Here is a 25,187-nt window from a genome sequence, read left to right as displayed (position 1 = left end):
TTCTTTATTCTCACTTATTTTTCACATCAATTTTAAATATCTGACCTTTACAAACCCAAACTGTATACTCCTGCATATCAATATCATATTTATATTCAGTCGCAGCACATGAAAATCTTCCTTCTCCATAAACAAAAAATCTCGGTCTAGGTTTACCCATCTTTTGGAGCAGGCTTTCTTCACTATCCCCTACAGTTACGAGCTCATATGACGAACGCATTGAATTAGTTTCACGTGCAAATACACTTGTAGATAATAAAAAGGAAACAACCCCTAAAAATAAAAACTTCTTCATTATGTAAACCAATTGTTATTAATCCCACACAATTTAACAAACAGTAGAAACTGTGACAATAAAAAACCTACTATTGGATGTTTTCGATTTTAAGCTAACTGCTTCAAATATTTTTCCCAAGCTTGGTTCTTCGCATGATTGGCCACTCTGGTTGCAATTACATAGGATTTGATTTGCTGTCTTTCTATGGCTTGTGCTTCTTTTATATATTTTAGAAATGCACCATATGACATATTTAATACTTCAGACTCACTATGGCCATGCTTAATAAGATAAGAAATCGCATTAAACCAACTGGAATCTTTGCTGTTTTCGCCCTTAGGTTCTTTCTTAAAGAAATACTCATTCACTTGAATGATTTTTAAAATCAAATCTGCAATAGCTTCTGTGTTTTCTAAACGGTCTGTAAAATAATTAGCATCCAGTGTGGTTGCTAACGAAAACACACCCATAATTTGAATAATATCCAAATCAATTAACGGCGTGATCGTTTCTATTGAATAACTTTCTAGCTTTTTAATCGGATCTGCAAATTGAGCAAAACGATTTAAGTTCTTAACTTGGATCTGCTTAATCTCAATATTCTGATCAATGAATACATAGGGCAATGATTCATTGTTTAAAAGAAAAAAGTCATTCATAGAAAAAATCCTAAAATACAGGCACGAAAAAAGACGCTAATGCGCCCCTGTGCCTGCATGTGTTGTCTAAGCTGCTGTCGGAATCGTAACGAGATGACCAAAGTAACCTAACGTTGGATCTGCTTCATTTTCAATCACAGATAACGCCGTGCCTTGAATGTCATATTGACCAAATTCATTACCATGAATTAGTGGGAACGTTGCTTCAGGTGACTTTGTTGTACGCCATAAATTTAATGCCATGTGTTCACCAGTTGCTTTATTCGTTCCTTTAAAGAACAAGGCGTATTCAGCACCCAAATCAGATGCAAGGGTTGTATTTGTCACTTCACCTGTTGTGTATGTAATCTTTAATGGCATAGTTAAGCCCGTTACATCAGTAATAGTGATAGTTCCGAATTTCGCATCAAGCTTAATCTTATCGGTAGCAACGGTGACAGGTGTACCAGACGTGGAATCTTTAACCGTAACCGCAGATAAGTTATAACCATTTAACTTGATTTCATCCCCTGCAACCACAGTACCAAGATTCTGATCAGTATGAGTAGTTGACGTAATCGTATGGTTATCAGCTGACAAAATATAAGCTAAATTTTCAGCATTAATATCTTCAAGCTTTCCAGAAAACGTAACTTTGACGGCATCATACAAAACCAAGTCGGTTGTGTTATGAATGGTCATACTTTCTTGGTGCTCAATCACATCTACACCGATGGCAATCTCAAATTCTGGAACGTTGCCGATATGACGCATTGCACCTGCAACACCGTTAGCAATTCTTGATAGATAGAACTTGCCCCGCAAAATAATGTACTTATTTGACATCAGTTTTAACCTCTTTTTGTTTAACTGGTGCTTTCACTTCAACTAACAGCGTTTCAGTTTCAGCCTGTATTTCTTCTGCTACTTCAACAATGACTTTTGCCTCAAGTAGATCAGCGATTTGTTTCTCACTGAGACCTGCAACAAAGTCATCTTTATTGAATCGCCCCACAGGTTGCAGGGCCTTGTATTGTTTATCTGCCATGTTAAGCAGCTCCTATAATTTTGGTTGATTCAAATATCACGGTGTAATAGACAAATGCAGGTCCATAGCCGTCTTTCACATCAACGATTTGCAACGGATCAATTGAGTTATCTGGTTCCCACCCTGAAAGCAGTTGAATAACCTTGTTGAGCAACTCACCTGCCTCATCCGCTAAAGCTGTAATGTCATTCAACTGAGCTTTTGCATTGCGACAAGCCACGGTTACAGACCATTGAAGCCCCAGTAAATTGCTTTTACCTTTGCCCGCATCATCAATCTTACGTACTCGTACAAAATTAACGTGTGCAGATGGCACAACTTGAGACATTTCCGTCACAGAGACAGAGTTCATTGGTGTATAAATCTGCTTAAACTCAGTAATTTCTTTGAGCTTTTCAGCAATTTCAGCACGTACAGCGAAAAAACTAGCCACTTAAGTGCCTCCCGATAATGTTGAGAATCGACTCATCATCTTCCTTGTTAATGCCTAAGAATGATCGTGGTGGGTTTGTGACTTCTTTGACCTTACGCCAGTTGCCACCGACATTAAAAACTAGGTACTGCGCCGTTTTTGGAACGATATGTGCCCCAAAATGAAAACGGATCGAATATTCTTTATCCGATCCCCACTCCACGCCGTTTGCCAACACATTATGATGCAGTCCTGATAGTAGCTGACCCGTATCTCTACCTGTCTCACCACCTTGTAGCTTTGCTCTCCATGACTGCTTCCAAGGATTCCCATCAACATCAGATTGATTGATAAAACGATGTTCTGAAGAGCTAACACCATAAGCACCGATCTCATCAAACATGGCTTTCTTGTCATAGCCTATAAGATGCTCTAACAACGCAATGATTGGTGATTCGCCATCCGCTGTTACTGATATAGCAACTGGCATACAACCTCCTACACGCTTGGCATTTTATTCAACTGCTCATCACTAAAAACACCACCTGTATAACTCGTACCTATGGGAATAGATCTAGGGTTACGCTTTGGCTTTTCTTCAATCAGTTCATTTTGCTCATTCTGAATATTGAGAACTGCTTTACCATCCGCGATTCGTTTTAAGAAATTCACTTCTGCTTCATAGCGTTTATCAATTTCTTCAGTTGGACGTTGGAAATAAAGGCGGTAGCGTGCAATGTTACAAGCTACCCGTTTTAACGTTGCTGGAATGCTTGGCAAAGGTAAGCCATATGCCACTGCAACATAACTATCTATTTCCTCCGATGCATCCTGAAGCGCTTCCTCAAGCGCTCCTGGAACTGTCTGCATCGCTTCAAGATTAGCTATCTCATCGGCTCCAAATCTTGCCTCAAGGTCTTGTCTGGTCGCGTACATAAATCACCTTACTTGGTTTCTGGTGCACCCTTATCTGCCGTTGGTTTTTCCTTAGCAGGCTTTGCGGTCGCCGTGGCCAAATCAGCTTCGAGTTTTGATACCTTAGCCTTAAGATCCTCGACCTCATTCAAAGCAGTTGTCTTTTCAGTTTCAAGCTGCTTATTGGATGCCTTGAGATCCTCGACCTTGCCTTTGAGTTTTTCCAACTCATCCGCTGAATCATCAAACGGCGTTTGTTCTGGCGGCTTGTATTCTTCAATTGCGCCAGATGCTAAAAGGGCTTGAAGTTGTTGATCTTCAAGCCCTTCGATTTTTTCACCTGGTCTAAAATGACCAATGGATTGTTTTGCAATGTACTTTGGCATTTAGCTCTCCTTAAACGAATCCTCGCCCACCAACTAGACCATTCTTATTGTTTGGAACGGCGAGTGGTGATGATTCAGCCAACATTTGAATACTTGAAGGATTCTTTTCCTGCCATTGATTCAAGAAGAATTCCAAAGGTTGACCAAAAGCCTCAATATTTTGAATCGCACAGTGTGCAATCCAACCATTAGCATCTGTCACCATACCAAAGAAATCTTCAGGAATGAAACGCTCTACTGTTCCATTCATATTGTGGATACCGTCATAAGTCCAAATTTGTACGTTATCAACCGTACCACGGAACTGTGGTTTAGATGGATCGTCAAATGTCGGTGTAATCGGCACGCTAATTGAAGCATATGGCTTAATGAATTTTTCTTTAAACTCATCATTCTGGATTAAGGCGTTGAAAACTTTAGCTGACGTCAACGCCAGATTAGGCGCAACTCCAGCATATTCAACCGAAATATTGATCATGCTTTGCATATCTTGGACAGGTGTAGCATTTGCCAGATTCCACTTCACTAGCGGAGCAAAGTTACATGCTGCATCACGGTTGTAGTCAACGGTATATGAAGGGAAATCAGCCGATGCAAATGTGGTTTTGCCGTAAAGCAGCACATCACGGGCAATCAGCAGTTTTCGATTTTCAATCGACTGACGTAGATAAATCGCCTTTTGTGCCTGATCAATCAGCAATAATTCTGCATCACTTAAACGGTTTGATCCTGTTGCAACAATCCCATAACGGCGCAATTGCGTAACTAATGCCGAATCTTGGACATCACTTGGTACAATAGTCACCATTGGCTTTAAGTAAGCTGGCTTAACAAAACCCACTTTTCCTGATTCAGCAACATTGATTTGGCGACCTGCAACATTAGGGCTTACAAACGGCGCAAGTGGTGTGGCTGTATTCAACTCACCCACAGGCACTTCTTTTTTAGAGTAAGAAACACGTTGTGGGAAGAAACGATCCATCAACCAAGTATCCACCTTTTTCGTGGTGTCTGTTAATAATACCAACTGAGGAATATCCAATAACTCAACTGGTGCATTTTGAAATGTAAAACTAGTGCTCATGATTTACCCCATGACTTTGCGCAATTCGATTTTGTTCTTTAGTCCCTGTGCACGGACTGCATCCATTTGGTTAGTGGTAAGTTTGGTACCATTAACTGTTACCACTGCAACATCAAAAGTTCCCTGCACATAGATTGGCATTTCAAGACCATTTGCAGCATGGTAAGTGGATTGCTCCGCTGTCATGTCCTCAACCACAATGGCATGCCAGTCTCCCACAACACCGCTTGTTACCGCAGGATGTGTAGCAACATTCGCTGCGCTAACTGCGATCAGATCCCCACGTTTATAAGCCGTTGCTGTTGTAGGCTTTACGTTTTCGGTGCGTACACCATCACCAACAACAAGTTGGCGACTTTCAATTGTTTGTGTAATTGTGCTTCCCATGATGAGTTCCCTTATTTTTGTGCTGCGGCAAACTGGTGAAATGCTTGATCAAGTGCTGAACCCTGTTGCAGGCTCGCATCACCATTCCCGCCCTGTGCTTGATGCTTAAACAAGTGTTGGAGGTTGTTTGTCTGTTTGTCATTTTTAGGTGCAGAGAACTGGCGTAGCTGCTTTGTTGCAAATGTAAAAGCAGACTCATCCATTTCTGTATAAGACTTTTTATCTTCAGCGCTAAACTGAACTTTTAATTCAGTTTCAAGTGCTGCGATGTCGTCATTACGCTTTTGCTCTTTGAATTGTTTTAATTCATTTAGAGCTGTATCGCGTTGTTGCTCGGCTGCAATACGCGCCTCTTTTTCTTTCTCTAACTCGGTCACGTCTGTGTCCTCTTGCTTGTTAAATTGTTTAGGTGTGTGACTTGCTGCTATTGCAGATGTGTTCTCATCCGCACCAAGTGCACAAAATGAAACCTCACGAATAACGCCGTTGCGAAAAATCGTGATAGGTGCTTTTAAAGTTTTGCCATTAACAACAACTTCACCGCGCTCAACTTCTTCAATTGAACCTGGATCGATATAAACTGACATCTGCCACGGATAACCCTCATCACTGTCTTGAGCGACTTCTTGGCCATACTTGTTTGAGAGCAAATCTCCAACGACTTTTAAGCCACCTTGGTTATCCTTAGTAAAACTTGTTACAACACCCGCACGCCGTCCGGTGTCATGGTCGATCAGAGCACCTAAAGGCGTTTTAATCTGCATAGTGTCCAGATCAAATACCACATCACCCCAGTAGTAATGCCCTTGTATAGCTTCCCCGCTATACGCAACACCCGTAAAGGTACGCTTCTTTCCGTCCTCTACTTGCTTAGCAATATCGAAAGGCTGCGTTTTAAACTGGAATGCTGAGCTTGGCGGGTCTTGCGTTTGTTTATCTCCTACCACAGTTGTTTCTCCATAAAAAAACCGCCTTTCGGCGGTACGGGATTTGATGTACTAATTTTAGTCATCATCTTTTACTTTTCGAAGCGCTTTAATTAATTCTGGTGACTTCCAAGCCAAAATACATAGCACGGCTGCTGCTAAATAAAACGATAACATTCCTATTGATAAACCTGATGTCATATTGATCAATCCTGTAATTGCTGTGATATAATCTGCCATAAGTTGTATCTCCTCTTACTTTAGTCGGTGGGTTGAGATTTAAAAAAGCTCATGATTGCCGTCATGGGCTTTTTGCTTTTCAGAACCTTTTGATTAAGATCCTGATATTTATTTACCAGTTTGTTTTCGAGTAATTTCAGGCATAAAAAAACCACCTCTAAAGGTGGTTAAAAAATTTCTCGCAATGGGAAGGCTTTCATTCCACATTTGAGTTGAGAGTATAAATATTCTTTTATGTAAATATTTCTAAACAATGTATGCAGTTTTTCTATGAATACTAGATGCTTGCACAACTATTCAGTGTGGTAAAAATTACCCTAAAACTGGTTCAGTAGTCAAGATTTTAAATCAGGACTTAATTAAGCTACATTCCAATAAGGTTTTATATCCAACTCCACCTTTGTGCCAATCGTGCCATTGAGCTAGTTCAAAGATTGGCATGTAAACGTCCTTACCAACTAACTGCTTAGCATCTTCGGCTGCAAATTTAAAATGATCATGTATGCCATGTCCCATTGCTGGGCTCAGCTTTCTAATTGAACCTCCAAACTCTGCCCACCAATGATTAAGCCAGAGTACATGTCTTGCTAATGAATCAATATGTTTAGAGTCAAACTGCTGTTTCTTATCTGCATTGCTATATAGGGCTATTAGGTGATGCACATATTCCACAGCTACAGGAATAGTATCGTATGGGATTTCTTCAAGATGCTTTACATTGAATCTTTGGTGAACCAATTTATAGGCATCACTAAAATTTAGATGCTTGGTTTTTGCTACAAGCATATTTACTGCATTAGTTAATGGCTCGCGTTCAGACTTATGTGTTTTGGCGAGAATTTCCTGACGATGGAAATAACAGTCTTCAAGTTGTTCAAATACTTCCCATGCTTGATCTGTATCGAGCATTTTGGCATGGCGGGCTGCGCCGCGTTCTGTCCAAAGAATCAAAGTTCGGGTATTTTTACTTATTTCAACTGAGTGACTTAAAGTCACCCAGTCTTTAAATGCTCTTAATTCAATGCCTTCGAGTTTAAAAAAGTGTTTGTCTTGAATGAAACGCTCTTTATTTCGAGAATAATTTTGTTTGATATTGCCTGTATCAGAACCGTACAAATCAGCAAGCATAGCTGAGGTAACAACTGGTATGGATTTAAAATTAATAACCGAAATTTGTTTATTATTGATGTTTGCAACAGTGTTCATAATCTACCTCAAGGTAACGGCTGCAACTTTTTGCTGCCTTATAAACACATTATGCAGTCAAATGACTGCATAATCAATAGAGCGATTTACTGCTCATTTATTTCCGCTAATAATTTAATTGCTTGCATTACTTCTGATTCACGTTGCTTTGCAATTTCAATTAATTGGTCAATTGCCCACTGAGGAAGCGTATCTCTTTTATGCCAGCTTTGAACTGTTTGGCGTGCGATACCTTCTCCATCTTCATTTTTTAGTTCGTTGGCAATCTGAGCTTGCCAAGATGAACCATACAAACGAGAACCAATCTGTTCTACTCTACTCACTGCGAATTCTCGATTCAAAAGTAAAAAATGAAACTTATAGTAAAACCTATAAAACTATCGGAATTATAGCCAAACTTATGCTTTTACGCATAATTTTATAGGCGAATTATGCCTTTATGCATATCTTTATAGTTGTTTATGCGTAAAAGGCATAGACAATATAAGTAAATTTATATTTTAAAAAATAAAAAAGCACATAAAGGTGCTTTAAGTATCATACTTCATGATGCGAAATGCTTTGTCTGTATCTTCGCCTTTATAAACACTTAAGCGATTTGCAAGTTCTAACAATACCCATCTAGCGATTTTTGCCAACCTATTTCTATCAGCCTCAAATGACTCTAACATGCTTTCTAATGTGCCGTGTAAAATCCTAGATCGTCCATCATCATAAAATCTTTTGACAAAATTATGAATCGTAATTGGATTCAATTCTTTTTCACCAAAAAGAATATGATCATCCTCGCATTCATAGACATTACATAGCACTTGTTTAATTCCAGCAAGTTTTCCACTAGAGCTTAATGTATCTAAGCAGCTAGCTAATTTTGCTACGGCAATAGCATCATTTGATTCACGCATACCTTCAGCATACCAATTTAATGCAAATACCCATTTACTTACTAAATTAGGACAATTAACAGTAGTTGGATGTACTAATCCATTAATAATAAATGAATAAGGATTTAACATCCTTTCAATCAAACTCTTAATATGTTCATAATCTTTATCCTCCAGAGGGGGAAGAAATGCTTTACTGATTCCCGAAGATGGTAAATTTAAAAAACCATTTTTTTCTGTAAACTCACCATATCTCAAAGATGGTAATCGTTCTAATTGAAGTACATTATTATAAAAAACTCGCTGGTCTGCTAAAATTAATGACAACATATCCAATGATGTCTTACATACCTGCCGAGCAAATTTTTCAGAAAGTTTCTTCTCATAACCACTTATTTCAACAGAAATGATAGAGTTAGAATTCTTCACCGTGTGATAAACAGCTTCTGCAAGTCCATCAATTTCATTTTCAGCTAAACTCTTTTCTAAACAATTAAGAACATCATTCTTCCATAGCTCATTATTATTCTTGCTTTTATACCATTGCTTAGTTTTAGATGAAAAATCTACAGTTTCAAGCCAATTCTTTATACTATGTATATGAACACAACCGAGAATAATTGATTTCTCAATATTTAAGTTTAAAGTCGCTGCTGGGAAATGATGAATAATTTTGGTGTTTTCAATATCCTCAAATTCTTTCTCAATACAATCTTGTAAATTTTTTCTATTTCCTTCAATAGTTTCTATATCAAAGTCATTAGCGGTTACATAATTAGCTATTTTTTTAGTGACAACTTGATTAAATACCTGATAATCAATTTTTTCCTTTTGTCTAAAATTGTCATACAAGACTTGAGAAAAAGTATTAATAAAGGTTGCGGCCTTCTTACTTAAGAAAATAGGTTGACCACTATCCGAAGTTTGCATTCCACCAAAGTCGTTTTGAAAATCCATTTTTTCTTGAAAATTACATTTAACTAATTCCAAAATAAGTTCATTAAATAGATCTTTTTGCTTCATCTTTAAAATACATATTGTGATTTGAAGCAAATATTGCATAAATACCAATAACCTATCAAGCTAAACCAATATAAAAACTTGCCACACGAATCAAAAACTTCACAATCATAATAAACCCTATAATTAGGGCAATATGCCAAAATATTTTGATAAAACTCTCAGGCTTTAAATTCATAGCTTCCATCGTCGCTCCTAGAAACCTAAATGAAAATTTGTTATCTTTACTCAATGTTCTGATCCTTATTGTCGTTAAGGGTTGGAAACAAAAAAGCCAAGAACTGCGAATTCTTGGCTTTTTGCTATTTATAAAAGCAAAATGCCCTGATCCAATTAAAGATCAAGGCGTCTTACGGTTTGTTGAGTAATTTCGGTTAGTGTGTCAAAGCCTTTAATGTGTATATTAATTGCCCTCGATTTGTTTCAATAGAGACAACTTCAAATGAAAGCCCAATCTCAAATAAAACTCCTTGACCTGCATTGAGTTTGTTTAAATCAATCCCCAAACCTTTTGCATTTTCGATTTGAATCACCACATCTGACCCTTGACCCGCCACCAATAACGGCGAATCAAGCTTTAATGTTTGCCCAACTTGTAAAGCTGCGACCTGATTCAATGTTGCAGATCCAATTACCGCCGTTGAAACGTTACTGGCCACTGCTTTAATTTGTGCCATGTCCTCTTTAACCCAACGATGTAACACCTCTTCAGCCAAACTGATTGGCTTGTTCTTTAGGTAGGTTGTCAATGCAGCATCATTGCCCTGAACGTAATCTAAAAAAGTTTTAACTGCACTTGGTCTGATCGTTGGATCTAATGGAATAACAGTATCTGCTATCGTCTGAAATAGATCTCTGCTTTTATCATCCATCGGTGATAACAGGCTTGATAGCTTTTGACTCGCTTTCCATTCGGCCACGATATTTTGCTTTAGACTAAGCAAATATTCTTTATCCAAAATTGAATTGGCGATCTTGCTATCTACGACCGATTGCATTTCCCCAAATGTCAGTGGACTTGTGGACCATCCATTATTATCTGCAATAACTGGGAGATCCTCATCGGCTGTAATCCCATACTTAAGCGCTTGTTCTTCGGTTAGAGCGATGATCGTACATCGACACATAAAATCCCACGGCGCATAGTATTTCAACCAAAATGGATCATCTATGTGTCTAATAATGCGGTTTAGTGCCAAATGTGATGGTCGGACACGGCTATCATTAATCGCGACATACATTAAATAAGGACGTTTAGCCTTATTACGTTGCTGCTGTTGCCATCGACCGTGGCCATACGCCGTCTGAATATTGGTTCTAAAAACATTCTTGAGATAAGGCTCACTCAAGATGATTTCATTTTCCTCAACCAATTCTTTAAAGTCATTGAACGTGCCACCATCAATGAGAACCTGATTCACAGACTTAATGACAGTCTCGATTTGCTCAATACCAGAAAGAAAGCTCACTGTTGTAGCCATCTGTCTTGTATTTAAATCAAGTTTATAAAACTCATCGGGCAATACGATTTTACGGCTTACAGCAAATTGAATCGCTTCAAGAAAAGTAAGAGGCTGCATCACTTCCCTCCTTTAGCCGACACATACCCATAAATATCCGCAGCATATAAAGCCTGATCCAAATTAGCTGTAAAAGTAGATTCACTTGCACCAGGCATTAATTGCATCAAATTAAAAGCCAATTCCTGTGGTGAATCACTCTTTTGAACCAGCTCGTTTACTTGAGCTTGGTTTAGTAATTGAATGGATCCTTGCTCATCCGTAAGCTCTTCAATTTCTTGCTGGTCTGGTGAGAATTTCTTAACCGATGCGGCAAAACTAAATGGACGCTTAGGCAACACTTTAAATTGCGGTTGTGGTGTTTGACTTGGCAGATTCTCGGCTAAGTCTCCCTCTTGCAATCCATACTCTCGAATAAAATATTGTGTGGTAAATACCGCACCTGCATCTTTAAGCTTTACGTCACGCTCAGCCTGATCTTTATTGAGCTGCTTAGACTTCTCACCCAAGATAATTTCATGCTTAGCCCAACCATTTAAGTCACACAACGCATCAACAATAGCCTGAAATGTGGGTGTAACTAATCGAATATCCGCATTCAGTTTATCTTTGCGCACATTGTCATGGACTTCACCCAATGCACGGCTCCCTGTGCCATCAGTTCCACTTGTGAGGGTTTGCCCTAAAATTACCTTTTGAATTTGACGTATGATCGTATTGTTAAAGGTCTCGAATGACGTGCCTGCATTACCCGATGACGCAGCAGATAAAATTTGTACATCATCTTCAGCGTCAATCGAAATGACGCTTTGAGCATGAGCATTTAACAGTGCTTGATTCATAGCATCAGTTTCAGACTCTTTACACTTACCTAGAAGTATAGGAGTACCAAAACGCTCTAAAAACTTTGCCCAAAACTTGAAGCCATTTTTTCTGAAAAAATCTAACCAATAAACAACTGTGAGTAACGCTTGGCCATAAGGCTGCTTATAGGTTGCTTTGCGCCGTGTCAGAAAGAATTTAAAGATCTGATCAACTTCAGATTCTTTACCCGCTCCATCCTGACGATAGATCAAACGGCCATCATTTTTAGGTTCAAACCATTCCATCGGCTTTTCCCCGATCCAATCCAAAACTATTTGACCATCATCAGACTGATCATAGACAGCTTCTAAAACTGAATAGCCAAATAGCAAAGCATTAACTGCACCCGAAGCAATCTCAGCAAACCACTCCTTAATCTCCTGCATTAATAAAATGGCTTCTGGTGTATCACTTGGCTCAAATCGACACGGCGTAGCCAATAATGCATCTACTCGTGTTTCGACCGCTTGCGAAATTTCATCATCATCAAGAAGTATGGCCAAACGGTGGCGTTTAATCCCTGCTTTTCGTAAAGTCTCATCTAAATCAATTTGCTTACTAAATTTATAAAATTGACTAACCGCTTCTTGAGAATATAAAGATCCATTAGACAAAGCCTTTTTAGACGCTTTGTCCTTAATTTTAGACTTTGCCATGTTGGTACCTTAGTTAAAATGTTCGACTTCCTGCTGTTGCAGGCTTTTTAGATTGTCTTGACTCATTGAGATCATTGAATGCATCACTGCACCCATCCACCTGATCATCATGTTTTGCATTAGGGAAGTTTCTTAATTCTTCAATCAGTGCTTTGTTCCAGTCACCCCGAAGCATTTTCACATTCCCTACATTGACCTGAGCGGCAAATGGTTGCGCTCTTGTGATCTTATCTCCTGAGACTGGCTCGGCCTTAACTTTGAATCCTGATAATTTACCAACAAAGTTTTTCGCCTGTGATTTACCTGCTTGACCAGGATCTTGCGGTAAACGGATGAAAACTCCCTTGCCATCTAGTTGAGCTGTTTGGATGATCGTATTCTCAACTCCATCAGGACCCCAGCGTCCACGCACCATATCAGTAATATAGATCGTGTTGTCTTTGGCTTTCGCCAGTTTAGGGCCTGCTGTGTAGTCACCCTCATTCTCAGTAGCGGCTAAATCCCATGCACGGCATTCTTTGATGAGATTTGTAGGTAAAGCATCAACAATCTCAATTTTATCAGGCTTAAAAAAACCGCCTGCTGGCGGTGATGGTCGTTGTAGATACTGTCCTGAGAAAACATATGGCGATGTTTCTTCCATGATACGCAAACGTTCAATAGTGTGCTTCTCTGGCCATAATGCTGTGCCGTCTGGCTGAATAGCTGATAAGCAGATATGTTCCCATTCCTCACTATTGCCGCCGTCTAATAGCCACCCTGCCAGATCTTCTTCATGTAATCTTTGCATGATGACAATAATTGGGGTCTCTGGGGAGTTGGTACGTGATTCAAGTGTATTTTGAAACCACTCAATAACACCCTCACGTATGGTTTTAGATTTGGCTTCGCTGGCTTTGTGTGGGTCATCAATAATAATTGCACCACCGAAACTTTCACGAATCTTACCTGCACCGAAACCTGTAATCGTTCCGCCAGTACCTTGGGCATAACAAACGCCGCCTGCTTTGGTGCGCCAATCATCCTTAGCCTTGCTGTCATCACGCAATACAAAATCAGGAAATACGTTCTTAAACGCCGTTTCCTGCACTAAATTCCGAGTTTGAAAGGCATTATTAGCAGCTAAGGTTGCTGAGTAGCTGATATGAATAAATTCACTATCAGGCACTTTCCCAAAACACCAAGCCATAAAATTAATCACAGCAAGTTCTGTTTTTGAGTACCTAGGCGGGATATTAATTATCAGGCGTTTAATTTCGCCGTTAAAGACTTTCATTAATGCATCACAAACTACCCTGTGATGCCAGTTATGCCGCCATTTATACTTACGGCGTTCTTTGAACATATATCGCGAAAAGAAATAGAGATCTTGTTGTGCTTCGATCTGTATTGCTAACTTGCGATCATCCTCAATACTCATCTAACGCCTTTTCCCTTGCCTTAAGATAATCTTCAACCGTGGTCTGCGTTTGAACAGTTTCTACAGGCCCGCCGTTTGCACCCGTTATCTCTTGCCTATTGGTGTATAAGCCACCCATTTCTTTGGCTGCTTGCTCCGCCCATTTCGGAATCAAAACTGGATTGTCTGGATATTTATCAACTAAACCCTGTAGAAGCTGAAGTCGATAGCGCATGTTGGCAATTGGAATAGCTTCAAGTTCTTGGTTTGCTATACGGCGATACTCAAAGAATTTATCACGCAACTCCTGACTTAAATCCTGACCAGTTCTTTTGGTAGGGTCATAGGCTTCACATTGTTGTGGGGTTACATCAACTTTAAAAATATCTCTAACTGTTTTGGATGTTTGGGTTGGTGTTTCAAACTCAGCAAGCATCCTAACGATGAACAGTTTCACCTTTTTGGTAATACGTGCCATTTCCACCATTCCATCCAAGTACATCCAAGAAGAATGGCAAAAAAATTTAAACCACTCTAAGAAAGCAAGTTCCACAGGCATGATAAACATCAGCTTTTGCTACCGTTGGACGTTGATTTGCAGCATTGACCATTTCTTGAACTTCCTGATTTGCTCCATAACGGCGAACAACGCCCGTGAACTCTTCAACATCATGACCTTGTATCGTCAACTTAGGTTTACCCGTTTCACGGTTATAGGATGGGATGCCCCATTCATCTTTCTTATGTGCGATGTGATAAAGCTCGTGTTCGATCAAAGCACAGAAATCAATATCATTAGCTTGCTGTGCATAGGTTGCATCAATCGTGATTAAGTAATCAGGCAGATCATTGAACCATTGATAAAACTGTTCTTCCTGACGTTCTTTCTTCCACCCCCCAGCATTGATCATGATCTTTTCAGCTTGGCCAACCACAAAGCGACCTTGTTTTTTAAATCCCCCTTTTGCCCACATCACGGCGATCTGCGGATAGTGGAAAGCTCCTAAATGTGCATGATCAGGGTTGAATAGCTTATGTTCGGGATTAAGAAAAATAGATTTTATCCATCGCCATAACTCTGGTGCTGGTGCAAAGTTTGGTGTGTCTAAGGCAAAAATCCATTCTGGAGGATATGGGCGTTGCTGAATAACAAATCCGACTTCATTCATAGATTTTTCCCAATAAAAAACCCACCGAAGTGGGAAAATTCTTTAAAATCATTACTACTAGATTATTTCATTTATTAAGATTGTTACATTCAGAATGATTACTTATTTTCTGATATCACTTGTCCAATAAGTATAGTAAATCTCTATCATCTATTTCCCTTTTTCTTCGTTGCTCCATTTGCTGTTGATATTCTTCTTGTGAAATTACTCTTTTATCGGTTTTAGTCTCAATGAGCTTCGAATAAACTTTATTATCTAAAGACTTATTTTGGGCAGTATATTGAGCTTTATCATAAGCACTCATACCGGATGTTTGAAATAGATCTTTAGATCTATGAGTCATATAATTATAGTTTTGATTAGCCCATTTTATTTTTAGTTGATTTGATAACTCAAAAAAATCAACATGCTCATTTCCATTATTCTTTTTTAGAATTGCTTCATCTTTTGCAATTAGGATTGAAGGTTTTTTTTCGAAAAAATCATTATCACTATATGCTGATCCTGCAACTGCTAAGCAGGTAAAAAATATTAGTGTTTTATTCATCAAGTCTGTATGTCCAATACAAAATAAAGGAATTCCTCAATTTTATACAACTTTAATAAAATATCTATTACTCTTCGTCCATATAAGACTTTAAAGTTACATATAAATGATGCCTATCTTTAGACTTAGCTTCATTCACAATTGATCGAATTTTTTCCTTAGACCAATTTTTATTATTGCTAACATAATTTATAAATGTTGTTAAAGTAACAAATGGATGATCATTTTCTCTTAAATATGGTTTAACTAAACACTTACTTACCTTAGCCATAACGATCATCTAATAATTATGAAATATACTTTAAAACTATACACTTATAATTAGAAAAGAAAATATACATCTTAAGTATTACTAAAATATAAAGCCCCGCCAATAACTAGTGTGTTGGCAGGGCTTCATGCGCCGTAATCTGTTCAAAAAAAGAAAATTATTCAGATAAGCTAATTTAATCTTTACACTTAATTTTCATGTATGAAGCTTTTGTACTGACAGGAATAATCATGCCATTAGTATAAGCTGTTGAATTACTGATAATATTGTTGTTGCCATCTAATTCATCGAAGCCTTTACCTTTACAAAGTTCATCTGCTTTTTTAACAAGCTTTGCTCTCATCGCTTTATTTGAACCGAATGCATTACTTTGAGTGTTAATCTGATATACGCCTGAACCAAAATCACCAACAGTGGGTGATAGCATTTGTAAGCAACCAGTAAGAGTGAAAGCTGAAGGGATCAACAACAACATTAATTTAAGTTTATTCATTTGAATGTTCTATATTTGATTAATTGAGAGAAAATACAGCTATAAGTTTTCAATAATATTTCAGTCAATAAAAAACCCACCATGATGATGAGCTTTTAAAAACTTAGTGAATTAATATAACTTCGCTCACTATATCAGAAATATGCCATAACCTTTGTACAGGGTCAAGCAGCTAATTGAAAGCAAGACATATACCTCTGTCTCGCAATTGATACTCCATTAATTGCATTCGGATCACCTGTAATAACTGCTTTCAAATAAGCAGACAAATACAGTAAATTATTCGACTGCTTAATAATGGTATAGATTAATTCTGTCGGATAACCAGTAATGTTTCTTCGAACAGCATGCAAACCTGAATGCACAAATGAATTCATGGCATCCCAAGAATAATCCTTCAATTCTACCAAAGATAATACATGACTATGTGCAGGCGTATTAGCAGATAAAAGTTGCTCGAGCATTTTTGATATAGACGGAAAAACTTTTTTATTTTTAGTAATTCTCGCTTCTTCCAACTCTCCTACTATCGAATCAATATCCTCATCTTTTGATATATAGAACACCCATAAACTTTTAACCAAAGCCTCATATTGCAATCGAAATAAAGCAAAAGCAGAAGCAAGGCATTTCGTTTTAAATAAGTATCGAACACCTGCTGAATGTTCTACTGATAGCATTGCTAAGCTTGCTACAGCTAAAAGTCTTTGTGAATCATCATATAAATTAAGATCAATGGAAGGTGATATAAGTTCAATTTCAAGTTGATGTGATCTATTTAGCAAATGTTCTATATTTTCTTGGTTATACATAATTCTCTTTATTCCTTGGTCTGAGAATTTTACATCTGTTTAATAATATCTAAATTATAGGAGATGATTCAATTTTAATAACATACTCATCTCCTATTGATATACCTACGCAGGGGCATTAAACCAATTGGGGTTTGTCTCCATCAACTCACCGTTAGAAAAAGAAACCTGTCTGAAATTTTGGCTGACCAGTGGTTCGCCGTTTTCCCCTTTCAAGTTGTATCGTTTACTTAGTTTTAGAGCAAGCTGATTAGAGCGAACGATTAAGCCTGAGTAAGTAAAGAAATCGTTTGGGTTTAAATATCTCAATGCATTCCAAACACCCATCATTTTAAAATTTTGCTGGATGATGGCTTCTACTAATTGTTGCACAGCATGTTGGTCTTGGCGTTGTAGTTCATTACTTCGTGCGACTACCGCAGTTAGGTTATGCACATACTCAACGGCGAATGGTAAAACATCCTGTGGAATCTCATCAACTTTGTTCACATCAAAGCGTTGATTAATCATTTTATAAACTTCAACTGTATTGAAGTTAGATTTACTGACTAAAATCCCCACTGCTTCTGCTAGCGGTATACGATCTCGTATATCTGACAAAGCTTTTGGTTTGCTTTCTTTTTCTAGAATATCTAACACCCACTTTCTAAATTCTTTAGCAACTGGAGTACGAGCAAACATGGCAATCAGATGTGCCCCTCTTAATGAAAAAATCCGTACGGTCAAATTGACCGTCTGGCAATTATCAATAACTTGCGTCATGTCTGTGGTGAATTCATCAAAGTTTCGATTATAGATTCGCGTTACGGAATCACTATGTTTATAACCTAATGCATGAGCTAATTCAGATGATGTAATCCAAATTTGGTCATCGTTTTGTTGTATTGGGTGAAATTGTATAGCGTTAAATGATAGACTATTCATGTCTTATCTCCTCGCAGGGATTAGATAGAAGCCCCTAGTCCGCCAAGATTCAGGGGCTTTTTTATAAATATTGATCAATTATGACATCATTATCTTGTCATTGAGTTTAGTATTTCATAGTGTTATTATCTTGTCAAACGCAGTTAATGAGCGCATGTAATGGTTGATAATAAGACGGGACGAGCTGTCACCCAAGATGATTGGAAACGTACACAAATTCGTATGCCGCAAGATCAATATGAGTCATTAATGAATTATGCTGAGCAAAATAATTTATCACTCAATACAGCAATGATCGAATTGATGGAACTCGGATTAAAATCAAAATTTGAAGGAAAATCAGGTCGTTCTATTTATTTTAATGATCTTAATTGTATTGAAGATTATGAAAATGAACCACTGATGGAAAGGCAAATAAAATGTGAAAAGCTCATTTCTGAATTCTTCTATGAGAATCCTCAATATGAATTAATTAACATTGAAACGCTAAATAACGGCGAGAAAATCCGCTATTGGTACTCTATTCCTAGAAGTGAAAGTTTTAGGGATTAAAAAAGCACCGTGAGGTGCTTTTATTTTTTCTCAACTTTATAAATTATATGCTTTCTTTCAAACCATATTAAAAAAAAATGTGCTTGAACAATATAACCCCATGCTCTTTGTGTAGCACCTAATCTAAACCTAAAAATTTCATCCGAAAATTCATCAAGTTCCAACTCTAGTAACCATCTTTCTTGGGCTTCATCATGCAGATCGCCTAATTCATGTCCATGATGCATTTTATGACCACTTTCAGAAGAATGGCTATCTACTTCTTTCCATGTTAATTGTGAAAAATCTGTAAGCTTAGGCTCTATATCAACTTTCCATTCGTTGTCATCCCATTCACGCGCTTCCCCCCATGACCAAGATCCCTTTGTATCAGCATTAGTTTTACACCAAGTAACTTTTTGTGAGAATCTACTCAAATTCAATGTAGTCGAAGGAATTTTTTTCTTTTCCTCCTCTAATTGTCGTAGTAAATGTGGCGCAAGATTTGGAGTTCTATTTTCTTCCACGTTTTTTTCAACAATAGGAGTTTTTTCTAGTGTTAAAGTATTTAGAATTCGAACATTTTTTTGTTGTTGCTCATCAATTTTCTGTTGTTGTTTTAGCAACCTTTTTTCACGTTTATTACCCATTGCATAATCACAATGAAGAATAGTATTCATGCATAGATGCTTTTGTGATGATGTTGCTACATCTATCACCTGGTGAACAATCACCTCGAGCATTTAACCAAGGGTCTTCTTTATGAGTTAAACTACTTAACCATTGGGCACTTTTTTCCCCGTAGTAACTTAAAACTTCATCTATCGACTCTTTTTCATCAGTGCTAATATTACTAGAGTCAGCATTTCTAAATAAACTTGCTGATACTTTAAACTTACCTTTATGAATTTGATATAAACACGGAAGAACCGGACCATTGGCCCAAGCTTCAAAATCTTCTTCGAATAACTCATTGTCATCCCAAGCCATATGCCAAGCTTGCGAATAATACATTAATTTTTGTAATTTCATTGCAGAAATTTCACCCATAGTTTCAGTGATATATTTTGCAACTTCAACAACTTGAGCCATATTTTTAACCCAATAAAAATAATAGATATAAAAAATGGTAAGTATTTAAATTTACTTACCTATAAGGTGAATTTTACGCTATTTTTCAATATATAGGTATCAATTTACAATAATTTGCAACAATACCCAATAAACCCATACCGACAATGCAACGCAGCCAAGCCACATTTAACATCCATACGTGCATCCATCTGACTGCGTTCAACTGTCACCATCTCAGCCCATGAGTTGCCATAAAAGTAACGATCGATGATTGCATCCATCCAATCATCCATGATCTCAGACTGACCGAACATATCTAATATCAAACGTTGTACGGCGCGAGCTTCATTGTCATTGATTTGACAGCTTATACGGCTGTTCTTGATTTTAGGTGGTTCAAAGTCCCCTGCGAGATAATCAACAATGATCTGTTGCTGTTCCTTTTTAGAGAGCTTCTTATATTTTCTTGCTTTGGCTGCACTGTCCATCGCTATAGCAATCGGATTAACAATACGACCACATGTACCCATTGCAGATAACATCCACGCACCGAACTGGTAGAGCCAGCCTTCCAAATCAAATCGAGTCCAATCTACACTTTGCAAGATATGTTGGTTTACTACTACAGCATTCATTCTCTTTTCCTCAAAACTTCGCAAATCGTTTAAATACCAACATGGCTGCATCACGCGCATGTTCATTGGTTCGACCTTTCCAACCCGTCATTCGGAAAAAGTCAGTAGCCTTCTTTTTGGTGGCATTGGCTGCTGGGTGAATCATCTTGTAGGTGTAACCCTGCTCTTTGCACCAGTCTTCCCAAATCTGAGCGTCTCGTTTTACAGATCCAACGCCTTGAGCTTTTTCTAGTCCACCTGTAAACCATGTACGCTTTCTAGCATCTTCAATATACAAGCAAACGTTTTGGACTCCCCATGTTTCAATGTGCTTTTCCACTTTGGTCATGGCTTGTGTGATGGATAGGCTTTCCACCTGTTCAAGCTCTCCGCCGTTGCCTCGGTCAGCAGCTACAGCGAATCCTGTATTCACACCAGTATCAATCCCGATTAAGATTTTCATACTCACATCGCCCCTAACTCATTTTTGTTATTCAAAAACATTTGATTTACCAAACCGATATATCCACACCAACCAAACACGTCACTCCAGTAAGACCATGTGCCGTTGTGGTTTTGCCAAAATGTCCCATCGTTTTCGATGTGTGTCGCACCGTGAGGTCTCATGCCGCCCCCTTTTTCGAATCTTGAAACCCAACTTGTTTGAGAAACGGTAGCCAGCAATCAAATTGCTCAGGATCGCTCAGTTTGATGGCGATACGTGCTGCAAGTTGTTCATAGCTCTCACCAGGTACACCAAACGTGCTTGCCACTTCGGGATGATGGGAAAGTTTTTGAGCGAAGCTGTTGATCTGTTTGTCAGTCAGCCCGTTTGATGCGCTCAGCGGGACTCGAACCTGCGCCACAGTTTTCGGAACTTGGGCTTGTTCTCGACTTTCGTATTTCAATCTCGCATTCAGCAACCAATCAGCGAAGTGATAGACCATGAGTTCATCGCAGAGGTTCTTGCTTTCGTTGAATCGTTCAAATGCGTTTTGCTCTCGTTCAAACCAACTGGCTTGAATCAGCTCATCTGGATTCTGCTCAGGTTCAGCTTGTGCTAATTCCTCACGAAGTTTTTTCAAGCAAAGCCACGTTTTTTTATTTTTAGATTCTATTGATAGATTCATTGGGAGGTTCTGTGTCCCAATATTGGTACTGGTTGCAGTACCGTTTTTGGTACTACTGGCAGTGCCAATATTGGTACTAGTACCGTTTTTGGAACCCGTACCTAAATTGGAACTAGTTCCGTTTTTGGTACTAGTGGTATTTTTGGTACTGGTTGGCTCATCATCTTCTCTGCCAACAACTCCTATCAGTTGATAAATTTTGACTCCATTACCTGTCGTTTTACCCGTAAATTTAATGAAAGCCCCTTCTTCAAGTTCATCTAAAACTTTAATGATGGTTTTACGGTTGAGTACGGTGTCTTTCTCCAAGCGTTTTAGGCTTGGGTAGCATTTGTGTTCGTCTCCTGCTCGATCAGCTAAGGCAAGCAAGACGAGTCTTTGGCTTGATGTTTTGACCGCAGCCTTAAACGCCCAAATGGTTGCATCTAAGCTCATTTGCCACCGCCCTTAGCAATTTGAATTAATTGCCCAAACATGATGAATTTTTCAGGGTAAATACGGGTTAATTTTCTAAAATCAAAAGTGATCTTTTGCTTTATAGAAATGAATAAATCACAAAGTAATAAATAGTTATTGTTCTCATTTATGAAATTTGATAAATTTGTTTTGTTCTTAGATTTCCGAATGTTTATGAACACTAAAGGTCTGATTACCAACCGATAATCAGACCTTTTCCCATTTTTAGAACCATCCGATTTTTCTGCTACGTGATGAATTTTCATCATCGTATTGTTGCGATTGATTCGTTTTGATATAGTCGTGATGTTCTTAGATCTCTCCGATGTATGAACACTAAAAGCCTGATGACGACGATCAGGCTTTTTTCGTTTGTAAAGCCCATCATTTTTTGTCGCATTCTTTTTCAGTACTTTTAAACTGCCGCTTGTTTGTTCATGGAATTGAACATCCCATGCCGATTTGGTTGCATCTAAGCTCATGGGGTTTACCTCTTGTCGTCTACGCACTGGTGGATCTGCGTATCGAGTTCTGCCAGTATTTCGTGGAGTCGGTGGATCACCTTAGACATGTCTAAGGCTTCCCCGCGTGTGATGCGTCCATCTGCCATCATTTCTTTAAATAGCGTGTAGACGTTTCCGCCTTTCATCCCAAAGCTAAGGACGAGATCGGTTAATGCGGTGTCTCGGCTTTCAGGTATGTCAGGCAGGTTGATTGCCACTTTGCCGTGTTGGGCATTGAAGCTTTGCAGTATTCGGTAGTCGTTGGTAAGTGCCATCAGTTTTGATGCTTCAAGTAGCGTCAAGTGATGGGTGTCTGTGTTTGGATTGACTTTGCTGTTGAGTACGGCGGGACTTTTTATGCCCATACGTGGAGCAAGTGCCGATGCCCCGCCTTTGTAGTCATGCACAGTGTTATAAGCAGCATCTAATATGTTCATATCGAGTTCCTTTGAACGTTTTTATTAGATGATTACTTCATTACCATTTTGGTATGTAGAGTTTGGACAGGATATAACCCAAAGTGTTGCAAGACTTCCTGTTCTGAAACCATTCCGTTACTTGCCTTAACTAAAGCATTACGAAGCTTTCTACGTGGTTCTTTATACCCATATAAAAGATGTGTCTTTAGATAACCACTTGTTGTACCAGAAGCTTTTGCGTATTTCTCTAGTTCTTCAGGAGTCATTTTTAAAATGAAATCACGAAATCGCATAGATTGATCCTCTTTAATCAACCCAAATATTACCTTTTAGGTAATGTAAATACAACCTTTTTTCTTGTTTACCTTTAAGGTGATAAAAGTAAAATCATACCTAATAGGTAATCTTTTTTTTAAAAAACTACCTGTCAGGTGTTTTAGATAGCGAATATTGCTAAAAGTTGAGTTAATTTATGGACAGCAAAACAATTAGATATAACAACACTCGTATCTTAGTTGAACAAGTTGGTGGTGTTTCTAACTTTGCTAATAAAATAAATAAAGGTCAGTCACAAACTAGCCAGTTTGCAGGTACTGCTCCAATCAAAGGAATTGGCAATAAAGTAGCTCGGGAAATTGAAGAAGCGTTTGGAAAACCACATGGATGGTTAGATGTATCACATGAAGAAGAAAGAGAGGTTTTATCATCTAACAATTTCAAAGATTCTTTTTCTAATACGCACGAGGAAGAATATCTGAGCCTAATTAGAACATTAAATTCTCTTGAGTCTAATGGAAAACTGACTTCCGACTTAATTAAGGCACTTAAAATAATTGTTAATCAAATAAATTAAAATATAGGGATCTTTATAAAGTCTCCTTAAAAGGTGTGATTTTCTCTAATTTTTAAATAGAGTAGTAAAAGGTAAAAAAATGAATGAAAAAAATATTCTAAATGAAAAAGAAAGAGAAAATAGTGGATTAGATACACAACTAAGATTCAACTATCAAGCTGACTGGGCTATAACCTATTTATTAGAGCGATTGATAAATGAAGAAGATTTTGTGATATTTGTAGAATATCATGAGGATATAATTTGCTCTAATTCAGCTAATTTAAATGAAAATATTGAATTTGAATTTTACCAAATAAAAACAACTGAAAAAAACTTCACATTAGATAATTTATGTAACTTCGAAACTGGAGGAAACTCAATCTTAGGTAAAATGATTCTTGGGGTTGAGAATAAAATATTTAAAAACAATGTAAAAAAATTATGTTTATTAACAATAAGTGATATTAACTTCAAAGAGAAAATTAAAATTTCTGGTGAAAAAAAATTTTTTTCAAAATTAGAAAAAGATGAAGTTTCTAAAATTTTAGATAATCTTCAAAAAGAACTTAAAGAAGTTGACCCGATATATCAAAATATTTTATGTTTCCAGAAGTCAAATCTTCCATTTCAGTCCTCACAAACTACAGCTAAAGGTAAAATATTAGAGTTCATTGAAGAAAAATATGGTGAAATAAAATCTAACATCCCTAGTATTTATAGAGCACTTTGGGATGATTTAAAACTTAAGTATGAGTTTAAAATCCCTTATGAAAAATGGGATGAATGTGTAAAAAAACGTGGACTTCAAAGCGAAGAAGTAAAAAAAATTATAGCCATGAATATTGCAATCGACCTCTCTGAAACTTTTAAGAATTTTCTAGAGATTTATATAGATAAAACATCTACAAATACACTCTTAACACCAATAAAGATAAACTTAATTAATGAATATCATACTTATTTACTAGTTAACAGATCACCAGAAATTCTAAATTATTTAAATAATATCAGAAAAATAATATCATCCAACCTAGATTTAGATGATCTAAATTCAATTCAACTAGAAATAAATAAGCTTGATGTTATAATTAACCAAAGTGTTCAGCTAAAGGAATTTAATCGCATGAAAATTGTAGCAACCTATGAGGTATTAAATAAAGCCTATGAGCAATTCCAATAATGCAAATGAAATTAACTTCAAAATTTTAATAAGGAATTTGAGAAATGAAAAATACAAGCAACTCTTTTCAATTTCAGAGAATAATAATAGTATCTCAAAAAGAAAAATCAGGTCGAGTCTTAAAAATATATCCAAGAACTCTAATAACCTCCAATAATAATACTATAGGGAAATCGACTTTACTAGGTTGCCTCTTTTGGGGGTTGGGATGTGACATAAGGTTTGAAGAAGACTGGCCTTTTTTAGATGTTACAGTATTAATAGATTTTTCGGTACATAACAAAAATTATAAAGTAAAAAGAGATTCAGATAATATTTATCTTTATGATGAAGAGAATGATAAATGGGAAGCTTATGATAAAATAAC

The 25,187-nt window shown here is 37.5% G+C and carries 38 protein-coding genes and 1 pseudogene; 4 read left to right on the top strand and 35 right to left on the bottom strand.

The features are described 5' to 3' along the window. Window positions 1–10: 10 nt before the first annotated feature. The 26 genes from AAV96_RS03295 to AAV96_RS03180 form a co-directional block, all read right to left on the bottom strand. A complete protein-coding gene (locus AAV96_RS03295) occupies window positions 11–295 on the bottom strand; it encodes a hypothetical protein (RefSeq protein ID WP_046738317.1) in 285 nt (94 codons plus the stop codon). 89 nt (window positions 296–384) lie between these two features. Beyond that, entirely contained in the window at window positions 385–936 is a 552-nt protein-coding gene (locus AAV96_RS03290; protein WP_046738316.1) for a hypothetical protein, read from the bottom strand. Between the two features lie 66 nt (window positions 937–1,002). Continuing rightward, complete coding sequence (locus AAV96_RS03285; protein WP_046738315.1) at window positions 1,003–1,761, bottom strand: hypothetical protein; 759 nt, start codon at window positions 1,759–1,761, stop codon at window positions 1,003–1,005. Continuing rightward, complete coding sequence (locus AAV96_RS03280) at window positions 1,751–1,963, bottom strand: hypothetical protein (protein ID WP_046738314.1); 213 nt, start codon at window positions 1,961–1,963, stop codon at window positions 1,751–1,753. The genes AAV96_RS03285 and AAV96_RS03280 overlap by 11 nt, the downstream gene beginning before the upstream one ends. A gap of 1 nt (window position 1,964) precedes the next feature. Further along, window positions 1,965–2,396, bottom strand: coding sequence for a hypothetical protein (locus tag AAV96_RS03275; protein ID WP_046738313.1), 432 nt, complete (start codon window positions 2,394–2,396; stop codon window positions 1,965–1,967). Next, window positions 2,389–2,865, bottom strand: coding sequence for a phage virion morphogenesis protein (locus tag AAV96_RS03270; protein ID WP_046738312.1), 477 nt, complete (start codon window positions 2,863–2,865; stop codon window positions 2,389–2,391). Before AAV96_RS03270 ends, AAV96_RS03275 begins: the two co-directional genes overlap by 8 nt. A gap of 8 nt (window positions 2,866–2,873) precedes the next feature. Further along, entirely contained in the window at window positions 2,874–3,311 is a 438-nt protein-coding gene (locus tag AAV96_RS03265) for a gp436 family protein (protein WP_046738311.1), read from the bottom strand. Window positions 3,312–3,319: 8 nt separating this feature from the next. Then, window positions 3,320–3,676, bottom strand: a complete 357-nt coding sequence (locus AAV96_RS03260; RefSeq protein ID WP_046738310.1) for a hypothetical protein — start codon at window positions 3,674–3,676, stop codon at window positions 3,320–3,322. A 10-nt stretch (window positions 3,677–3,686) separates the two neighbouring features. Then, window positions 3,687–4,760 (bottom strand): major capsid protein, encoded by a 1,074-nt coding sequence (locus tag AAV96_RS03255; RefSeq protein ID WP_046738309.1) that lies wholly within the window; start codon window positions 4,758–4,760, stop codon window positions 3,687–3,689. A 3-nt stretch (window positions 4,761–4,763) separates the two neighbouring features. Beyond that, window positions 4,764–5,147 (bottom strand): hypothetical protein, encoded by a 384-nt coding sequence (locus AAV96_RS03250; RefSeq protein WP_046738308.1) that lies wholly within the window; start codon window positions 5,145–5,147, stop codon window positions 4,764–4,766. Window positions 5,148–5,158: 11 nt separating this feature from the next. After that, window positions 5,159–6,094 carry a hypothetical protein gene (locus AAV96_RS03245; protein WP_052750588.1) on the bottom strand — a complete coding sequence of 312 codons (936 nt, stop codon included), beginning with the start codon at window positions 6,092–6,094 and terminating at the stop codon, window positions 5,159–5,161. A gap of 57 nt (window positions 6,095–6,151) precedes the next feature. Further along, on the bottom strand, window positions 6,152–6,313 hold the full coding sequence (locus tag AAV96_RS18115; RefSeq protein WP_155857122.1) for a hypothetical protein: 162 nt from the start codon (window positions 6,311–6,313) through the stop codon (window positions 6,152–6,154). 348 nt (window positions 6,314–6,661) lie between these two features. After that, a complete protein-coding gene (locus AAV96_RS03240; protein WP_046738307.1) occupies window positions 6,662–7,519 on the bottom strand; it encodes an ORF6N domain-containing protein in 858 nt (285 codons plus the stop codon). Between the two features lie 86 nt (window positions 7,520–7,605). Further along, window positions 7,606–7,842, bottom strand: coding sequence for a hypothetical protein (locus AAV96_RS03235; protein ID WP_046738306.1), 237 nt, complete (start codon window positions 7,840–7,842; stop codon window positions 7,606–7,608). A 207-nt stretch (window positions 7,843–8,049) separates the two neighbouring features. Further along, window positions 8,050–9,426: a hypothetical protein gene (locus tag AAV96_RS03230; RefSeq protein WP_171249109.1), complete on the bottom strand. Its 1,377-nt coding sequence runs from the start codon at window positions 9,424–9,426 to the stop codon at window positions 8,050–8,052. Between the two features lie 55 nt (window positions 9,427–9,481). Further along, a complete protein-coding gene (locus tag AAV96_RS18500; RefSeq protein ID WP_264673816.1) occupies window positions 9,482–9,610 on the bottom strand; it encodes a hypothetical protein in 129 nt (42 codons plus the stop codon). Window positions 9,611–9,797: 187 nt separating this feature from the next. Continuing rightward, window positions 9,798–11,003 carry a phage minor head protein gene (locus AAV96_RS03225; RefSeq protein ID WP_046738304.1) on the bottom strand — a complete coding sequence of 402 codons (1,206 nt, stop codon included), beginning with the start codon at window positions 11,001–11,003 and terminating at the stop codon, window positions 9,798–9,800. Beyond that, entirely contained in the window at window positions 11,003–12,463 is a 1,461-nt protein-coding gene (locus tag AAV96_RS03220) for a DUF935 family protein (RefSeq protein ID WP_046738303.1), read from the bottom strand. Before AAV96_RS03220 ends, AAV96_RS03225 begins: the two co-directional genes overlap by 1 nt. Before the next feature lie 13 nt (window positions 12,464–12,476). Then, window positions 12,477–13,883 (bottom strand): phage terminase large subunit, encoded by a 1,407-nt coding sequence (gene terL / locus AAV96_RS03215; RefSeq protein WP_046738302.1) that lies wholly within the window; start codon window positions 13,881–13,883, stop codon window positions 12,477–12,479. Then, window positions 13,873–14,340, bottom strand: coding sequence for a DUF2280 domain-containing protein (locus AAV96_RS03210; protein ID WP_046738323.1), 468 nt, complete (start codon window positions 14,338–14,340; stop codon window positions 13,873–13,875). Before AAV96_RS03210 ends, terL begins: the two co-directional genes overlap by 11 nt. 46 nt (window positions 14,341–14,386) lie before the next feature. Next, window positions 14,387–15,031 carry a putative metallopeptidase gene (locus AAV96_RS03205; RefSeq protein ID WP_046738301.1) on the bottom strand — a complete coding sequence of 215 codons (645 nt, stop codon included), beginning with the start codon at window positions 15,029–15,031 and terminating at the stop codon, window positions 14,387–14,389. 115 nt (window positions 15,032–15,146) lie between these two features. Next, the gene (locus AAV96_RS03200; protein ID WP_046738300.1) at window positions 15,147–15,578 is read right to left on the bottom strand and encodes a hypothetical protein; all 432 of its coding nucleotides are present in this window, start codon (window positions 15,576–15,578) and stop codon (window positions 15,147–15,149) included. A gap of 67 nt (window positions 15,579–15,645) precedes the next feature. Further along, complete coding sequence (locus AAV96_RS03195) at window positions 15,646–15,849, bottom strand: hypothetical protein (protein ID WP_227505821.1); 204 nt, start codon at window positions 15,847–15,849, stop codon at window positions 15,646–15,648. 175 nt (window positions 15,850–16,024) lie between these two features. Continuing rightward, complete coding sequence (locus AAV96_RS03190) at window positions 16,025–16,342, bottom strand: hypothetical protein (RefSeq protein WP_046738298.1); 318 nt, start codon at window positions 16,340–16,342, stop codon at window positions 16,025–16,027. A gap of 164 nt (window positions 16,343–16,506) precedes the next feature. Continuing rightward, window positions 16,507–17,154, bottom strand: coding sequence for a DUF6988 family protein (locus AAV96_RS03185; protein ID WP_046738297.1), 648 nt, complete (start codon window positions 17,152–17,154; stop codon window positions 16,507–16,509). A 105-nt stretch (window positions 17,155–17,259) separates the two neighbouring features. After that, window positions 17,260–18,078 carry a Bro-N domain-containing protein gene (locus tag AAV96_RS03180; RefSeq protein ID WP_046738296.1) on the bottom strand — a complete coding sequence of 273 codons (819 nt, stop codon included), beginning with the start codon at window positions 18,076–18,078 and terminating at the stop codon, window positions 17,260–17,262. Between the two features lie 159 nt (window positions 18,079–18,237). On the opposite strand from AAV96_RS03180, the gene AAV96_RS03175 reads away from it, so the two are divergent. Continuing rightward, entirely contained in the window at window positions 18,238–18,630 is a 393-nt protein-coding gene (locus AAV96_RS03175) for a hypothetical protein (protein ID WP_046738295.1), read from the top strand. A gap of 20 nt (window positions 18,631–18,650) precedes the next feature. Here the strand turns inward: AAV96_RS03175 and AAV96_RS17755 are convergent, their stop codons facing one another. The 9 genes from AAV96_RS17755 to AAV96_RS03135 all read right to left on the bottom strand — a co-directional run bounded on the left by AAV96_RS17755 (window position 18,651) and on the right by AAV96_RS03135 (window position 23,098). Next, window positions 18,651–19,289 (bottom strand): hypothetical protein, encoded by a 639-nt coding sequence (locus AAV96_RS17755; protein ID WP_052750587.1) that lies wholly within the window; start codon window positions 19,287–19,289, stop codon window positions 18,651–18,653. After that, the gene (locus AAV96_RS03165; RefSeq protein WP_046738294.1) at window positions 19,267–19,701 is read right to left on the bottom strand and encodes a Panacea domain-containing protein; all 435 of its coding nucleotides are present in this window, start codon (window positions 19,699–19,701) and stop codon (window positions 19,267–19,269) included. Before AAV96_RS03165 ends, AAV96_RS17755 begins: the two co-directional genes overlap by 23 nt. Window positions 19,702–19,805: 104 nt before the next feature. Beyond that, window positions 19,806–20,318, bottom strand: coding sequence for a hypothetical protein (locus tag AAV96_RS03160; protein ID WP_046738293.1), 513 nt, complete (start codon window positions 20,316–20,318; stop codon window positions 19,806–19,808). A 10-nt stretch (window positions 20,319–20,328) separates the two neighbouring features. Continuing rightward, the gene (locus AAV96_RS03155) at window positions 20,329–20,760 is read right to left on the bottom strand and encodes a hypothetical protein (protein ID WP_046738292.1); all 432 of its coding nucleotides are present in this window, start codon (window positions 20,758–20,760) and stop codon (window positions 20,329–20,331) included. Between the two features lie 2 nt (window positions 20,761–20,762). Beyond that, window positions 20,763–20,924: a hypothetical protein gene (locus tag AAV96_RS18220; protein WP_171249108.1), complete on the bottom strand. Its 162-nt coding sequence runs from the start codon at window positions 20,922–20,924 to the stop codon at window positions 20,763–20,765. Next, on the bottom strand, window positions 20,921–21,862 hold the full coding sequence (locus AAV96_RS03150; protein WP_046738291.1) for a helix-turn-helix domain-containing protein: 942 nt from the start codon (window positions 21,860–21,862) through the stop codon (window positions 20,921–20,923). Before AAV96_RS03150 ends, AAV96_RS18220 begins: the two co-directional genes overlap by 4 nt. Further along, entirely contained in the window at window positions 21,859–22,365 is a 507-nt protein-coding gene (locus AAV96_RS18345) for a hypothetical protein (protein ID WP_046738290.1), read from the bottom strand. Before AAV96_RS18345 ends, AAV96_RS03150 begins: the two co-directional genes overlap by 4 nt. A 5-nt stretch (window positions 22,366–22,370) precedes the next feature. Further along, a complete protein-coding gene (locus AAV96_RS03140; RefSeq protein WP_046738289.1) occupies window positions 22,371–22,823 on the bottom strand; it encodes a phage regulatory CII family protein in 453 nt (150 codons plus the stop codon). Window positions 22,824–22,855: 32 nt separating this feature from the next. Further along, a complete protein-coding gene (locus AAV96_RS03135; RefSeq protein ID WP_046738288.1) occupies window positions 22,856–23,098 on the bottom strand; it encodes a hypothetical protein in 243 nt (80 codons plus the stop codon). Window positions 23,099–23,277: 179 nt separating this feature from the next. On the opposite strand from AAV96_RS03135, the gene AAV96_RS03130 reads away from it, so the two are divergent. The 3 genes and pseudogenes from AAV96_RS03130 to AAV96_RS03120 all read left to right on the top strand — a co-directional run. Then, window positions 23,278–23,658: a hypothetical protein gene (locus AAV96_RS03130; RefSeq protein ID WP_046738287.1), complete on the top strand. Its 381-nt coding sequence runs from the start codon at window positions 23,278–23,280 to the stop codon at window positions 23,656–23,658. Between the two features lie 79 nt (window positions 23,659–23,737). Further along, window positions 23,738–24,820 (top strand): dsDNA nuclease domain-containing protein, encoded by a 1,083-nt coding sequence (locus AAV96_RS03125; RefSeq protein WP_046738286.1) that lies wholly within the window; start codon window positions 23,738–23,740, stop codon window positions 24,818–24,820. A 44-nt stretch (window positions 24,821–24,864) separates the two neighbouring features. Continuing rightward, a pseudogene (locus tag AAV96_RS03120) lies at window positions 24,865–25,187 on the top strand (hypothetical protein); the annotation flags it as partial.

The organism is Acinetobacter sp. AG1, from assembly GCF_001005525.1.
GTDB lineage: Bacteria > Pseudomonadota > Gammaproteobacteria > Pseudomonadales > Moraxellaceae > Acinetobacter > Acinetobacter modestus.
The sequence above is the reverse complement of the archived record's forward strand: the minus strand, read 5'-3'. Positions and strand labels throughout refer to the sequence as shown.

Excerpts from the sequence above, each read along its gene's own strand:
- AAV96_RS03295 (WP_046738317.1), bottom strand. The coding sequence starts at position 295 with ATGAAGAAGTTTTTATTTTTAGGGGTTGTTTCCTTTTTATTATCTACA.
- AAV96_RS03290 (WP_046738316.1), bottom strand. The coding sequence starts at position 936 with ATGAATGACTTTTTTCTTTTAAACAATGAATCATTGCCCTATGTATTC.
- AAV96_RS03285 (WP_046738315.1), bottom strand. The coding sequence starts at position 1,761 with ATGTCAAATAAGTACATTATTTTGCGGGGCAAGTTCTATCTATCAAGA.
- AAV96_RS03280 (WP_046738314.1), bottom strand. The coding sequence starts at position 1,963 with ATGGCAGATAAACAATACAAGGCCCTGCAACCTGTGGGGCGATTCAAT.
- AAV96_RS03270 (WP_046738312.1), bottom strand. The coding sequence starts at position 2,865 with ATGCCAGTTGCTATATCAGTAACAGCGGATGGCGAATCACCAATCATT.
- AAV96_RS03265 (WP_046738311.1), bottom strand. The coding sequence starts at position 3,311 with ATGTACGCGACCAGACAAGACCTTGAGGCAAGATTTGGAGCCGATGAG.
- AAV96_RS03260 (WP_046738310.1), bottom strand. The coding sequence starts at position 3,676 with ATGCCAAAGTACATTGCAAAACAATCCATTGGTCATTTTAGACCAGGT.
- AAV96_RS03255 (WP_046738309.1), bottom strand. The coding sequence starts at position 4,760 with ATGAGCACTAGTTTTACATTTCAAAATGCACCAGTTGAGTTATTGGAT.
- AAV96_RS03250 (WP_046738308.1), bottom strand. The coding sequence starts at position 5,147 with ATGGGAAGCACAATTACACAAACAATTGAAAGTCGCCAACTTGTTGTT.
- AAV96_RS18115 (WP_155857122.1), bottom strand. The coding sequence starts at position 6,313 with ATGGCAGATTATATCACAGCAATTACAGGATTGATCAATATGACATCA.
- AAV96_RS03240 (WP_046738307.1), bottom strand. The coding sequence starts at position 7,519 with ATGAACACTGTTGCAAACATCAATAATAAACAAATTTCGGTTATTAAT.
- AAV96_RS03230 (WP_171249109.1), bottom strand. The coding sequence starts at position 9,426 with ATGAAGCAAAAAGATCTATTTAATGAACTTATTTTGGAATTAGTTAAA.
- AAV96_RS18500 (WP_264673816.1), bottom strand. The coding sequence starts at position 9,610 with ATGGAAGCTATGAATTTAAAGCCTGAGAGTTTTATCAAAATATTTTGG.
- AAV96_RS03225 (WP_046738304.1), bottom strand. The coding sequence starts at position 11,003 with ATGCAGCCTCTTACTTTTCTTGAAGCGATTCAATTTGCTGTAAGCCGT.
- AAV96_RS03220 (WP_046738303.1), bottom strand. The coding sequence starts at position 12,463 with ATGGCAAAGTCTAAAATTAAGGACAAAGCGTCTAAAAAGGCTTTGTCT.
- terL (WP_046738302.1), bottom strand. The coding sequence starts at position 13,883 with ATGAGTATTGAGGATGATCGCAAGTTAGCAATACAGATCGAAGCACAA.
- AAV96_RS03210 (WP_046738323.1), bottom strand. The coding sequence starts at position 14,340 with ATGGCACGTATTACCAAAAAGGTGAAACTGTTCATCGTTAGGATGCTT.
- AAV96_RS03205 (WP_046738301.1), bottom strand. The coding sequence starts at position 15,031 with ATGAATGAAGTCGGATTTGTTATTCAGCAACGCCCATATCCTCCAGAA.
- AAV96_RS03200 (WP_046738300.1), bottom strand. The coding sequence starts at position 15,578 with ATGAATAAAACACTAATATTTTTTACCTGCTTAGCAGTTGCAGGATCA.
- AAV96_RS03195 (WP_227505821.1), bottom strand. The coding sequence starts at position 15,849 with ATGGCTAAGGTAAGTAAGTGTTTAGTTAAACCATATTTAAGAGAAAAT.
- AAV96_RS03190 (WP_046738298.1), bottom strand. The coding sequence starts at position 16,342 with ATGAATAAACTTAAATTAATGTTGTTGTTGATCCCTTCAGCTTTCACT.
- AAV96_RS03185 (WP_046738297.1), bottom strand. The coding sequence starts at position 17,154 with ATGTATAACCAAGAAAATATAGAACATTTGCTAAATAGATCACATCAA.
- AAV96_RS03180 (WP_046738296.1), bottom strand. The coding sequence starts at position 18,078 with ATGAATAGTCTATCATTTAACGCTATACAATTTCACCCAATACAACAA.
- AAV96_RS03175 (WP_046738295.1), top strand. The coding sequence starts at position 18,238 with ATGGTTGATAATAAGACGGGACGAGCTGTCACCCAAGATGATTGGAAA.
- AAV96_RS17755 (WP_052750587.1), bottom strand. The coding sequence starts at position 19,289 with ATGAATACTATTCTTCATTGTGATTATGCAATGGGTAATAAACGTGAA.
- AAV96_RS03165 (WP_046738294.1), bottom strand. The coding sequence starts at position 19,701 with ATGGCTCAAGTTGTTGAAGTTGCAAAATATATCACTGAAACTATGGGT.
- AAV96_RS03160 (WP_046738293.1), bottom strand. The coding sequence starts at position 20,318 with ATGAATGCTGTAGTAGTAAACCAACATATCTTGCAAAGTGTAGATTGG.
- AAV96_RS03155 (WP_046738292.1), bottom strand. The coding sequence starts at position 20,760 with ATGAAAATCTTAATCGGGATTGATACTGGTGTGAATACAGGATTCGCT.
- AAV96_RS18220 (WP_171249108.1), bottom strand. The coding sequence starts at position 20,924 with ATGAGACCTCACGGTGCGACACACATCGAAAACGATGGGACATTTTGG.
- AAV96_RS03150 (WP_046738291.1), bottom strand. The coding sequence starts at position 21,862 with ATGAGCTTAGATGCAACCATTTGGGCGTTTAAGGCTGCGGTCAAAACA.
- AAV96_RS18345 (WP_046738290.1), bottom strand. The coding sequence starts at position 22,365 with ATGAGCTTAGATGCAACCAAATCGGCATGGGATGTTCAATTCCATGAA.
- AAV96_RS03140 (WP_046738289.1), bottom strand. The coding sequence starts at position 22,823 with ATGAACATATTAGATGCTGCTTATAACACTGTGCATGACTACAAAGGC.
- AAV96_RS03135 (WP_046738288.1), bottom strand. The coding sequence starts at position 23,098 with ATGCGATTTCGTGATTTCATTTTAAAAATGACTCCTGAAGAACTAGAG.
- AAV96_RS03130 (WP_046738287.1), top strand. The coding sequence starts at position 23,278 with ATGGACAGCAAAACAATTAGATATAACAACACTCGTATCTTAGTTGAA.
- AAV96_RS03125 (WP_046738286.1), top strand. The coding sequence starts at position 23,738 with ATGAATGAAAAAAATATTCTAAATGAAAAAGAAAGAGAAAATAGTGGA.